The 12155-nt window shown below is 63.8% G+C and carries 12 protein-coding genes; 11 read left to right on the top strand and 1 reads right to left on the bottom strand.

The features are described from left to right. From VGO12_RS16365 to rarD, 7 genes are all read left to right on the top strand, one after another. Positions 1-247: VOC family protein (locus VGO12_RS16365; protein ID WP_327499942.1), on the top strand; the 247-nt coding region annotated here is incomplete at its 5' end. Continuing rightward, on the top strand, positions 247-738 hold the full coding sequence (locus VGO12_RS16360; protein WP_327513796.1) for a GFA family protein: 492 nt from the start codon (positions 247-249) through the stop codon (positions 736-738). The genes VGO12_RS16365 and VGO12_RS16360, both read left to right, overlap by 1 nt. Continuing rightward, on the top strand, positions 735-1211 hold the full coding sequence (locus VGO12_RS16355) for a GFA family protein (RefSeq protein ID WP_327513795.1): 477 nt from the start codon (positions 735-737) through the stop codon (positions 1209-1211). The genes VGO12_RS16360 and VGO12_RS16355 overlap by 4 nt, the downstream gene beginning before the upstream one ends. Further along, entirely contained in the window at positions 1184-1705 is a 522-nt protein-coding gene (locus VGO12_RS16350) for a GFA family protein (protein WP_327513794.1), read from the top strand. Before VGO12_RS16355 ends, VGO12_RS16350 begins: the two co-directional genes overlap by 28 nt. A gap of 2 nt (positions 1706-1707) precedes the next feature. After that, entirely contained in the window at positions 1708-2670 is a 963-nt protein-coding gene (pip, locus tag VGO12_RS16345) for a prolyl aminopeptidase (RefSeq protein WP_327513793.1), read from the top strand. 33 nt (positions 2671-2703) lie between these two features. Next, positions 2704-4320: a citramalate synthase gene (gene cimA / locus VGO12_RS16340; RefSeq protein ID WP_327513792.1), complete on the top strand. Its 1617-nt coding sequence runs from the start codon at positions 2704-2706 to the stop codon at positions 4318-4320. A gap of 213 nt (positions 4321-4533) precedes the next feature. Beyond that, a complete protein-coding gene (rarD, locus tag VGO12_RS16335) occupies positions 4534-5469 on the top strand; it encodes an EamA family transporter RarD (protein WP_327513791.1) in 936 nt (311 codons plus the stop codon). Positions 5470-5544: 75 nt separating this feature from the next. On the opposite strand, the gene VGO12_RS16330 is transcribed toward rarD, so the two are convergent. Beyond that, positions 5545-6165 (bottom strand): TIGR00730 family Rossman fold protein, encoded by a 621-nt coding sequence (locus tag VGO12_RS16330; RefSeq protein WP_327513790.1) that lies wholly within the window; start codon positions 6163-6165, stop codon positions 5545-5547. Between the two features lie 244 nt (positions 6166-6409). On the opposite strand from VGO12_RS16330, the gene VGO12_RS16325 reads away from it, so the two are divergent. The 4 genes from VGO12_RS16325 to pssA all read left to right on the top strand — a co-directional run bounded on the left by VGO12_RS16325 (position 6410) and on the right by pssA (position 12080). After that, complete coding sequence (locus tag VGO12_RS16325; RefSeq protein ID WP_327513789.1) at positions 6410-8194, top strand: LysM peptidoglycan-binding domain-containing protein; 1785 nt, start codon at positions 6410-6412, stop codon at positions 8192-8194. A gap of 345 nt (positions 8195-8539) precedes the next feature. After that, complete coding sequence (locus VGO12_RS16320; RefSeq protein ID WP_327513798.1) at positions 8540-10381, top strand: ABC transporter ATP-binding protein/permease; 1842 nt, start codon at positions 8540-8542, stop codon at positions 10379-10381. 115 nt (positions 10382-10496) lie between these two features. Then, the gene (locus VGO12_RS16315) at positions 10497-11195 is read left to right on the top strand and encodes a phosphatidylserine decarboxylase (RefSeq protein WP_327513788.1); all 699 of its coding nucleotides are present in this window, start codon (positions 10497-10499) and stop codon (positions 11193-11195) included. A gap of 9 nt (positions 11196-11204) precedes the next feature. After that, complete coding sequence (pssA, locus tag VGO12_RS16310) at positions 11205-12080, top strand: CDP-diacylglycerol--serine O-phosphatidyltransferase (protein ID WP_327513787.1); 876 nt, start codon at positions 11205-11207, stop codon at positions 12078-12080. Positions 12081-12155 lie beyond the last annotated feature (75 nt).

Below are 12155 nucleotides of genomic sequence, written 5' to 3'. Positions count from 1 at the left end.
GGAACGGCCGGTCTTCTGGTTGCATGAGGCAGCGGCAGGCGCCGGCCGCCACTATGCCTTTGCGGCGCGAAGCCGGGCCGAAGTCGATGCGTTCTACGAGGCGGCGATTGCGGCAGGCGGGCGCGACAACGGCAAGCCGGGGCTCCGACCGCACTACCACCCGGACTACTATGGCGCCTTCGTACTGGACCCTGACGGCAACAACATTGAAGCGGTCTGCCATGCGCCGGCCGGGGCAGGGTCGTGATGAGTCTCGACAACAAGCCCTATTACACCGGTGGCTGCCAGTGCGGCGCGGTGCGCTTTCGCGTCGAGGGCATGCTGGGCGATGCGTCCGTCTGTCATTGCCGCATGTGCCAGAAGGCGAGCGGCAACTTCTACCTGCCGCTGGTTTCGGTGCGCGGCGCGACTGTCACCTGGACCCGGGGCGAACGGAAGCGCTTCCAGTCCTCCAATTTCGGCTGGCGCGGCTTTTGCGGCGACTGTGGAACGCCGCTCACCTACGAGGCGCCCGACGGCATGGCGCTCGCGATCGCCACCTTCGACGAACCGCAAGGCATCACGCCGACGGTTCAATGGGGCATCGAAAGCAAACTGCCCTATGCCGATCATGTCCCCGAATTGCCGGGTGTTCACACGATGGAAGACCCGGACGCCCTGGAATTCCTGGAAAAACTCGTTTCCTATCAGCATCCCGACCACGATACCGAGACCTGGCCCCCGGAGGAGACACGATGACAGAGAACGTTCGTACAGGTGGATGCCAGTGCGGTGCCGTCCGCTTCCGGATCCGGGGAGAGCTCGGACGCCCGTCGATCTGCCATTGCCGCATGTGCCAGAAGCAGTTCGGCTCGTTCTTCTCGGCGCTGGTGACGGCGCCAAAGGATGGCGTCGAATGGGTGCGCGACGAGCCGAGCTACTTCCAATCCTCCGTCAACATCGACCGTGGTTTCTGCGCCAAGTGCGGCACGCCGATGACCTACCGGCACCCTGGCGGTCTCGAGATTGCCATCGGCACCTTTGATGATCGCTCCGATCTCGCGCCGAAAATCCAGGTCAATCACGGGTCGCGACTGCCGTGGGTCGAAACCATCTTCGAGCAGCCGGTTCTTGAAGACCAGGACTTCTACGCGCGGCAGGAGAGCATCATCTCCTTCCAGCATCCGGATCACGAGACCGAGCAATGGCATCCTTCGGGAGCTTTCAAGTGACGATCGCACGCATCTATACCGGAGGCTGTCAGTGTGGCGCCGTTCGCTACCGCGTCGAGGGCGCGTTGGCCGATCCGCACATCTGTCATTGCCGCATGTGCCAGAAGGCGACCGGCAACTACTTCATGCCGCTCGCCAATGCGCCGCGCGACAAATTCGATATCACGCGTGGGCAGCCGTCCTGGTTCAGCTCCTCCCACCTGGTCCGTCGCGGTTTCTGCAGCGCCTGCGGCACGCCGCTGTTTTATGACATGCCGGACGAGGATTTCATCAATATCACGCTCGGCTCGCTCGATGACCCGGACGATGTGCAGCCCGTCTACCAGTCCGGCGTCGAAGCCCGCGTCATATGGTTCTCGAGGCTTGCGGGGCTGAGGGAAAAGGAAACCGATGACGGCAGCGAGGTGTCGGCGACCCGGCATTTGATCGTCCTTGAAACAAACCGCCAGCATCCCGACTACGACACCGTGCACTGGCCGCTCACGAAAGACTGAAGATGACGACTGTTCTGCGTACGCTCTATCCGGAAATCGAACCCTATGCGTCGGGCCATCTCGATGTCGGCGACGGGCACGTGATCTATTGGGAAAGGGTCGGCACGCCGGGCGCCAAGCCCGCCGTGTTCCTGCATGGCGGCCCTGGCGGCACGATCTCGCCGAACCATCGCCGCCTGTTCGATCCGGCGCTTTACGACGTGACCCTGTTCGACCAGCGCGGTTGCGGCAAGTCGAGGCCGTCAGCCGAGATTGAGGCCAACACCACCTGGCACCTCGTTGCCGATATCGAGCGGCTGCGCCAGATGGCGGGGGTCGAGAAATGGCTGGTGTTCGGCGGCTCCTGGGGCTCGACGCTCGCACTCGCCTATGCCGAGAAACACCCCGAACGGGTTTCGGAACTGGTGCTGCGCGGCATCTACACGCTGACCAAGGCCGAGCTCGACTGGTACTACCAGTTCGGCGTCTCGGAAATGTTCCCGGACAAGTGGGAGCGGTTCATCGCGCCGATCCCTGAAGCCGAGCGCCACGAGATGATGCACGCCTATCATCGCCGGCTGACGAGCGACGACAAGGCAACGCGCCTTGCCGCCGCCAAAGCCTGGAGCATCTGGGAAGGCGAGACGATCACGCTTTTGCCGGAACTTTCGACGAGCGCGCCTTTTGCGGACGACGACTACGCCGACGCCTTCGCACGGATCGAGAACCACTTCTTCGTCAATGCCGGCTGGATGGACGACGGACAATTGCTGCGCGACGCCCACCGGCTTCACGGCATTCCAGGTGTCATCATCCACGGGCGCTACGACATGCCGTGCCCGGCAAAATATGCCTGGCAGTTGCACAAGGCCTGGCCGGAGGCCGAATTCCACCTGATCGAGGGCGCGGGGCACGCCTATTCCGAGCCCGGCATCCTCGACCGGCTGATCCGGGCGACCGACCGGTACGCAGGCAAGACCGAGTAAGACGCGAAACGCAAAGAGCATTTGGACAAGGCCATGACCAGGGAACGCATCTACCTCTTCGACACGACGCTCAGGGACGGGCAGCAGACGCCCGGCATCGACTTTTCGGTCGAGGACAAGATTGCGATCGCTGGCCTGCTCGACCAGTTCGGCGTGGACTATATCGAGGGCGGCTACCCCGGCGCCAACCCGACCGACACCGAGTTCTTCACCCGCAAGCGGACGCAAAAAGCGTCTTTCGTCGCCTTCGGCATGACCAAGCGCGCCGGCGTTTCGGCGTCCAACGACCCTGGTCTTGCGGCCCTGTTGTCTGCCAAAAGCGACGCAATCTGTCTTGTCGCCAAGAGCTGGGATTATCACGTCGAGGTGGCGCTCGGCTGTACCAACGAGGAAAACCTCGACAACATCAGTGCCTCGGTCGCAGCCGTCGTCGCCTCCGGCCGCGAGGCGATGGTCGATTGCGAGCATTTCTTTGATGGCTACAAGGCAAACCCCGCCTATGCGCTCGCCTGCGCCAAGGCGGCCTTCGAGGCCGGCGCCCGCTGGGTGGTGCTCTGTGACACCAATGGCGGCACGCAGCCGCCCGAGATCCGCGAGATCGTCGCAGCGGTGATCGCAGCTGGCGTGCCAGGCGCCAATCTCGGCATCCACGCCCACAACGACACCGGCCAGGCGGTCGCCAATTCGCTGGCGGCCGTCGAAGCCGGCGTGCGCCAGATCCAGGGAACGCTGAACGGCATCGGCGAGCGCTGCGGCAACGCCAATCTCGTCACGCTGATCCCGACGCTCGCGCTGAAGGAGACCTATTCCAGCCGCTTCGAAACGGCGATCGACGCCGACCGCTTGCTGGAACTGACGAAGCTTGCCCATTCCTTCGACGAACTCTTGAACCGTTCGCCGGACCAGCAGGCTCCCTACGTTGGGGCGTCCGCGTTCGCGACCAAGGCGGGCATCCATGCTTCGGCGCTCTTGAAGGATCCGCGCACCTACGAGCATGTGGCGCCCGAAAGCATCGGCAACCTGCGCAAGGTCATGGTCTCGGACCAGGGCGGCAAGGCCAATTTCATCAACGCCTTGAAGCGCCGCGGCATTGTCGTCAGCAAGGACGATCCGAAGCTCGACAAGCTGATTGCCATCGTCAAGGAGCGGGAAGCGACCGGCTATGCCTATGAAGGCGCGGATGCAAGCTTCGCGCTGCTCGCCAGCCGCATCCTCGGCACGGTGCCGGACTTCTTCCACGTCGAGAGCTTCCGGGTGATGGTCGAGCGCCGTTTCGACGCCAACGGCAATCTGAAAACGGTGTCCGAAGCGGTGGTGAAGGTGATCGTCGACGGTGAAACGATGATGTCGGTCGCCGAAGGGCATGGCCCGGTCAACGCGCTCGACCTGGCGCTGCGCAAGGATCTCGGCAAGTACCAGGCGGAAATCGAAGATCTCGAGCTGGCGGACTACAAGGTCCGTATCCTCAATGGCGGGACCGAGGCGATCACCCGCGTTCTGATTGAATCGACCGATGGCACGGGCGCGCGCTGGTGGACCGTGGGTGTCTCCGACAACATCATCGACGCCTCCTTCCAGGCGCTGATGGACAGCATCGTCTACAAGCTGTTGAAGAACCGCGACCATGTCGGGCTGATTGCGGCCGAGTGACGCCGTTTGTCGGAGGCGTGAGGTCCCGCTGCCGTGGGATGATGAGCAAAACTCACCGTCCCTTCACGGAAATGAATTGGTGCATTCCCGGGCGTTGGAGTAGGACGCACCAATGGGAAGCTTCGCGGGGCCCGTAAGCCGCGCCTTCCCTTGCAGCTGGAGAGCGCCTTTTGCCGTCATGGCTCTCCGGCAAAACACACCAGGAAAAATGTCATGGCTGAGCCAAAAGCACCCGCCGAAAATACCGATTCCGCGAAGGGCTTCGCCTTCGCGCTCACCGCCTACCTGCTCTGGGGCTTCCTGCCCTTCTTCATGAAGGCGGTCGCCCATATCCCGGCGCCCGAGGTGGTGGCGCACCGGATCGTGTGGTCGGTTCCGCTCGCGGGTCTGGTTCTTCTCTGGCTCGGTCGCACCGATGACATCAAGGTGGCGCTGCGCTCGCCGCGCATGTTGTGCATGGCAGCGCTGACCGCCGTGCTGATCACCATCAACTGGGGCATCTATGTCTGGGCGATCGGCGCCGGTCGGGCGATCGAGACGGCGCTCGGCTATTACATCAACCCGCTGTTTTCGATCTTCCTCGGCGCGGTGCTTTTGAAGGAAAAGCCGAATCCGGCGCAGATGGTCGCGATTGCGCTCGCGGCTTCCGCGGTCGCCGTGCTTGCCTTCGATGCGGGCGGCCTGCCGTGGGTGTCGATCGGCCTTTGCCTCTCCTGGGGCTTTTACGCCTTCTTCCGCAAGACCCTGCCGGTCGGTCCGAACCAGGGCTTCTTCCTCGAAGTGCTGCTGCTCAGCATCCCGGCGATCGGCTACATCATCTGGCTGGAAGCAACAGGGCAGGGACATTTCGGCGACACCGGCATGACCGACGTGCTTTGGTTGCTGTCCTGCGGCATCGTCACGGCGGTGCCGCTGATGATCTATGCCAACGGCGCCAAGCTGTTGCGCCTCTCGACCATCGGCATCATGCAGTACATTGCCCCGACGATGATCTTCGTGATTGCCGTGTTCGTCTTCCACGAGCCCTTCGGCACGGCGAAGCTCATTGCCTTCGGGCTGATCTGGGCGGCGCTGGTGATCTATACCGGCGCGATGCTGTCCGAGAGCCGCGCCCGTCGCGCGGCCTTGCAGGCAAGCCCGGCCGAGTAAGGCCAGCCCACTGGGACAAACGAAAAAAGGCGCGCCGGTGAGGCGCGCCTTTTTTGTTATCCGGGCTGATCGTGATCAGAGCTTGGAAATGATCTCGGCCTCGCCTTCACGGCCGTTGCCGCCACCGGCGGCAGCGAGAATGGTCGGGACGATGTCGGCGGCGTCGTTGACGACGAGCGGCTGCACCAGATGCGCCGTGTGCACGAAGCCTTCCTCGCGCATGTGCTGGAGCAGGTCCAGCATCGGCCGCCAGAAATTGTTGGTGTTGCCGAAGACCATCGGCTTGCGGTGACGCCCGAGCTGCGCCCAGGTCATGATCTCGACGATCTCTTCCAGCGTGCCGATCCCGCCCGGCAGCGCCACGAACGCATCTGCGCGCTCGAACATCGTGTGCTTGCGCTCATGCATGTCGGCCGTCACGATCAGCTCGTTCAATTGGCCGAGCGAATGGCGGGTGGCTTCCTTGTCCATCAGGAATTCCGGGATGATCCCGGTGACCTGGCCGCCGTTGGACAGCACGCCGCTGGCGACCGCTCCCATGATGCCGCGGGTGCCGCCACCATAGACGAGGCGCAGGCCGTGATCGGCGATCGAGCGGCCGAGCGCGCGGCCCGCTTCCATGTAGGCCGGGTCGCGCCCGGGCTGAGAGCCGCAGTAAACGCAGATGGATCGAATCGGGGTGTTTTCGGTGCTCATGCCCTCAAAAAACATTGCAGCGCAGCATGGGTCAAGAAAAATGAGGGGAAAGCCGGCTTTCTGCGGGTTGCCGCGCCGTCGGCTGCTTGTATGCCGAATCGCGAATCGCTAGCAATTTCAGTGATTGATTGAAGAAATCGGACGGTTCGCTCGCTGTTGCGCTATAATGACAGGCGCAAGCCCGCACCGCAGGCCGATGAGAGGGCATGCGCGGAGCGTTGCTCCGCTCCGTGTGGAGAGTGGCATGATCAAGAATAAGGCCGGCTGGGTGGCCCTTACTGTCCTTGCGGCAGCAACAGCGTTGATGGTTTTCGTGGTTCAACCGAACTTGCGCGGTGACAGCAAGACGCCGGCCGATGACAAGGCCGCAGGCAGCGCCAAGCCGTCAACCGAGGCGGCGCCGGCAGCCGGCGGACCGCAGGCGACGCAGGGCGACGCAGACGCGACCAAGGCGACGGAGGCTGCAAAGACCGAGGCGACGCCTGAGGTCCAGCAAGGCTCGACGGCTGCGGCGGTGACGAATGCGCCCGCCGCCGACCCGGCCATTCCGGGCTTTGATCTGCTGCGGGTCGAGCCCGACGGCTCCACGGTGATCGCCGGACACGCCGAGCCCGGTTCCAAGCTTGAAATCTTGAGCGGCGACAAGGTGGTCGGAACGGCCGATGTTGGCGCCACCGGCGATTTCGCTGCGGTGTTCGACAATCCGCTGCCGGCCGGCGACTATCAGCTGACCCTGCGCAGCACCGGCGAAGACGGCGCGGTGAAGAGTTCGCAGGAAGTGGCGACCGTATCTGTTCCGAAGGATCCGTCCGGTCAGCTGCTGGCCATGGTTTCCAAGCCGGGCGAAGCAAGCCGGCTGATCACGACGCCGGAGGCCGCAAAGACGGCAAAGCCGACGAGCGAAGCAAAGCCGGCGGAGGTCGCCTCGACGACGATCGAGACCCCTGCGACGACAGGTGTGGCAACCGCAACGCCCACCGGCGTGCCCGGGCTGCAGGTGAGCGCTGTCGAAATCGAGGGTGCAAAGATGTTCGTCGCCGGCAGCGCCAGGCCGGGCGCCCTTGTGCGGGTCTATGCCGACGACAAACTGCTCGGTGAAATGAAGGCTGACGACAAAGGCCGGTTCGTCGTCGACGGCCGGATCGAGTTGACCGTGGGCAGCCACATCATTCGCGCCGACATGCTGAACGAGGACGGCACCAAGGTTGCGATGCGCGCCTCGGTCCCCTTCGACCGCCCGGAAGGGTCGCAGGTCGCAGCCGTCGCCTCTGCCGGTACGCCATCGGCAACGGCAGGTCTCGACGGATTGCGCGCCGAGGCCGGCAAGGCGCTCGCGCTCTTGAAGGGGCTCTATGCCGACGGCAAGCTGCCGAGCGGCGAGCAGCTGGCCGCTGCACGTTCGGCAACGGAAATCGCCCTGAAGTCGCTGGCGGACTTCCGCCTGCCGGACGTCTCCGACGAAACCTTGGCGGCCGCTGCCGCCCGCACGTCGAAGGCTGCCGCAGGGGCGCTGGCCGCGCTGAAGGCAGCGCCGCAGGATGCAGCGAGTGTCGCTTCGGCGCTTGCCAAGGTCGATGCGACCGTCGGCTCGGTCCTCGCCGAGCGTGGCAGCGCGACGCCGGCCTCGGCCGAAAAGGCTGCTCCTGAAGGCAACGCTCCGGCGCCGGGCGAATTGGCAAAGGCGCTTGGAGCCGGCAGCGCCGTCGTCGGCGAGGCCAAAGCGACCCAGCCTGCGACCGAGATGGCCTCGGCCGCGCCGTCGTCCGACCAGCCACAGACCGTCGAACAGGCGCCGCTGAAGGAAAGCAAGACCTCGGTGATCATTCGTCGCGGCGACACGCTGTGGCAGATCTCGCGCCGCGTCTATGGCGCTGGTCTGCGCTACACCACGATCTATCTTGCCAACGCGGACCAGATCGAAGATCCGGATCGCATTCGCCCGGGACAGGTTTTCGGCGTTCCGGACACTGCGCTGCCGGACGAAGAATCGCGGGAAATTCACAAGAAGCACATGAAACACGAGCAATAGGCCGTCTATGACCGGCTGCCGCCGTTGCGGTGGCGGCAGGGGATGCCTATCTCTCGACAAAGGGCGGCGCCTTCGAAAGGCGCCGCTTTTCATTGAATGGTGATGACGCCGCCGCAGGTCTTCGTCTGGAGCGCCGTGCGTTCACATGAACGCAAAACGGACGCTCCGGCCCTTTATTTCTCGAGCATCTTCCGCCCAGGCGATTCCACTTGAAGGCAGGATGCTCTAGAGCAAAGGCTCGGCTTGGGCGGGCGATACGCGCGTCCCAGGCGGCGCGCAAATGGAAGAGCGGATCAGAACGTGGCACCCCAGAAGAAAACCGTTTCGGCCGATACCAGCAACCCGATGCAGACGATCGCCAACCTGTGGCCCTATATGTGGCCGACAGACAGGGCGGATCTCAAGCTCCGGGTTATCTGGGCGACCGTCATCCTGATCATTGCCAAGGTGGTCCTGATCCTTGTTCCCTATTCCTTCAAGTGGGCCACCGATGCCCTGAACGGCAAGCCGGATGCGCTCGGGTTCCTGCCGCAGTTCCTGACCGGCGCCGTGATGCTGGTGCTTGCCTACAATCTCGCGCGACTGCTGCAGGCCGGATTGAACCAGCTTCGCGACGCCCTGTTTGCCAGTGTCGGCCAGCACGCGGTGCGCCAGCTCGCCTACAAGACCTTCGTCCACATGCATCAGCTGTCCCTGCGCTTTCATCTGGAGCGACGCACGGGCGGGCTTTCTCGCGTCATCGAGCGCGGCACCAAGGGCATCGAGACGATCGTCCGCTTCACCATCCTCAACAGCGTGCCGACGCTGATCGAGTTTCTGCTGACGGCAGTGATCTTCTGGTGGGGCTACGGCTTCAGCTATCTCTTGGTTACCGCCATCACCGTCACGGTCTACATCTGGTTCACGGTCAAGGCGAGCGACTGGCGCATCGCCATCCGCCGCTCGATGAACGACAGCGACACCGATGCCAACACCAAGGCGATCGACTCGCTCCTGAACTTCGAGACGGTCAAGTATTTCGGCAACGAGGAGATGGAGGCCCGGCGCTTCGACAAGTCGATGGAGCGCTACGAGAAGGCGGCGACCCAGGTCTGGACCTCGCTCGGCTGGCTCAACTTCGGCCAGGCCGTGATCTTCGGCGCCGGCACGGCGGTGATGATGATCATGTCTGCGCTTGCCGTTCAGCGCGGCGAGCAGACGCTCGGCGATTTCGTCTTCGTCAACGCCATGCTGATCCAGCTCGCCATCCCGCTCAACTTCATCGGCTTCGTCTACCGCGAAATCCGGCAGGGGCTAACCGACATCGAACACATGTTCGACCTGCTCGATGTGCAGGCCGAGGTGGTCGACCGCCCGAATGCGGTCGAGCTCGCCATCGACAAGGGGGCGATCGCTTTCAAGGACGTGCACTTCGCCTATGATCCTGCGCGGCCGATCCTCAAGGGCATCACGTTCGAGGTGCCTGCCGGCAAGACCGTCGCCGTCGTCGGCCCCTCGGGCGCCGGCAAGTCGACGCTGTCGCGCCTGTTGTACCGCTTCTACGACGTGCAGCAGGGTACGATCACCGTCGACGGCCAGGATGTCCGCAGCGTCACGCAAGAGAGCCTGCATTCGGTGATCGGCATGGTGCCGCAGGACACGGTGCTGTTTAACGACACCATTGCCTACAACATCCGCTATGGCCGCACGTCGGCTTCTGAGGCCGAGGTCGAGGCTGCGGCTGAAGCCGCGCAGATCGCCGGTTTCATCCGCACGCTGCCCGAAGGCTTCCAGGCCATGGTCGGTGAGCGCGGCCTGAAACTGTCGGGTGGCGAGAAGCAACGCGTCGCGATCGCCCGCACGATCCTGAAAGCCCCGCCGATCCTCATTCTCGATGAGGCGACGTCGGCGCTCGATACCCGCACAGAGCAGGAAATCCAGTCGGCCCTCGATGTCGTCTCACGCAACCGCACGACGCTTGTCATCGCCCATCGTCTCTCGACCGTGATCAACGCCGATGAGATCATCGTGCTCAAGGACGGCGTGATCGCCGAGCGTGGCACCCATGGCGAGCTGATCGACCGTGACGGTCTCTATGCCTCGATGTGGAGCCGTCAGCGCGAGGCGACCCAGGCCGAAGAACAGTTGAAGCGCGTGCGCGAGAGCGACGATCTCGGCATCGTCACGCGCGGCGAGCCGGCCGTCTGATGGTGTTTCTTTCTTTGCTGGGCGCGACGCGTTTTGTCGCTGTTGGGCGGGCGACGTTGCCCGCCGGGGCAATTCGCGCTAGTTCACGTTCCACGGATAATCTGGAGTAGAGTTTATGAGCCTGGTCAACACGATCCGCAACACACTCGTCCCGGTGCACAAGGAAGGCTATCGCTTCGTCGCGATCTTCTTCGTCGTGTCGCTGGTGCTTGGCTTCCTGTGGGAGCCGTTGATGTGGATCGGCTTCGTGCTGACGGCGTGGTGCGCCTACTTCTTCCGCGATCCCGAACGCATGACGCCGCTCGACGACGATCTGGTGATCAGCCCGGCAGATGGTCGCGTTTCGTCGATCGCAACCGTGACGCCGCCGGAGGAACTGAACCTCGGCTCCGAGCCGATGCTGCGCATCTCGGTGTTCATGAACGTTTTCAACTGCCACGTGAACCGGGCGCCGATGGCCGGCACCATCACCCGCGTCGCCTACCGCGCCGGTCAGTTCGTCAATGCCGAACTCGACAAGGCGAGCCATGAGAACGAGCGCAACGGCCTCGTGATCGAAACGAAACACGGTCCGATCGGGGTCGTCCAGATCGCCGGCCTGGTTGCCCGCCGCATCCTGTGCTGGAAGTATGAGAACGGGTCGCTCGAAGCCGGTGAACGCTTCGGCCTGATCCGCTTCGGCTCGCGACTCGACGTCTTCCTGCCCGCAGGCACCGAGCCGCGCGTCAGTGTCGGGCAGACCGCAGTTGCCGGCGAAACGGTGCTTGCCGAGTTCGGTTCGGCAAAGGGCCCGGTTATCAGCCGGCGCGCATAAGGAGTATCCATGGAAGGCTCTGAACAGGAAAAACCGCCCGAAACGCTGCAGACGGCCGAGGAAGCCAACGGCTCGAGCGATACCGCGCGCGGCCCGCGGCTGCGCGAGATCCCGCTGCGGCTCATGATCCCGAACCTGATCACGGTGCTCGCGATCTGTGCTGGTCTTTCCGGCATAAGGCTTGCCTTCGAAAACCGCATCGAACTTGCGGTTGCCATGGTGTTGCTCGCCGCCTTTCTCGATGGCATCGACGGTCGCGTCGCGCGCGCCCTGAAGGCGACCTCGAACTTCGGCGGGCAGATGGATTCGCTCGCCGACATCATCAATTTCGGCGTCGCGCCGGCGCTTGTGCTCTACGTCTTCATTCTCGACCAGGCGCGCTCGATCGGCTGGATCGCGGCGCTGATCTACGCGATCGCCATGGGCCTGAGGCTCGCGCGCTTCAACGTCATGGCGGAACGCCAGGTCAAGGCATCCTGGCAGTCGGAATATTTCGTCGGGGTGCCCGCACCGGCGGGCGCCATGCTGGTGCTTTTGCCGGTTTACCTGGGGCTTCTCGGCCTTGCGCCCGAGCGCACCTTTGCGCTCATCGCGTCCGCCTACACCGTGCTGATCGCCTTCCTGCTCGTCAGCCGCTTGCCGGTGTGGTCGGGCAAGTCGGAAAACAGCCGTGTGCGCCGCGATCTCGTCCTGCCGGCGATCCTGGGCGTCGTCTTCTACGTGGCGACGCTGATGACCTACACCTGGGAAACGATGGCGGTAACGGCGCTCGGCTACCTGATCACGCTGCCCTTCGGCGCTCGCTCCTGGCAGCGCAAGTATGGCGGCGACTGGCCCGTCCATCCTTCGACCGGCGGCGATGGCCTGCCGGGCGACAAGGATTGACCGGGTCGACAGATTGCACAAAAGAAAAGGCCACCGTGGTGACACGGTGGCCTTTCTGTTTGGGCTTACGTCGAA

It is taken from the genome of Ensifer sp. (assembly GCF_035999135.1).
Classification (GTDB): Bacteria; Pseudomonadota; Alphaproteobacteria; order Rhizobiales; family Rhizobiaceae; genus Ensifer.
This window is presented reverse-complemented; position numbering and strand designations above follow the sequence as displayed.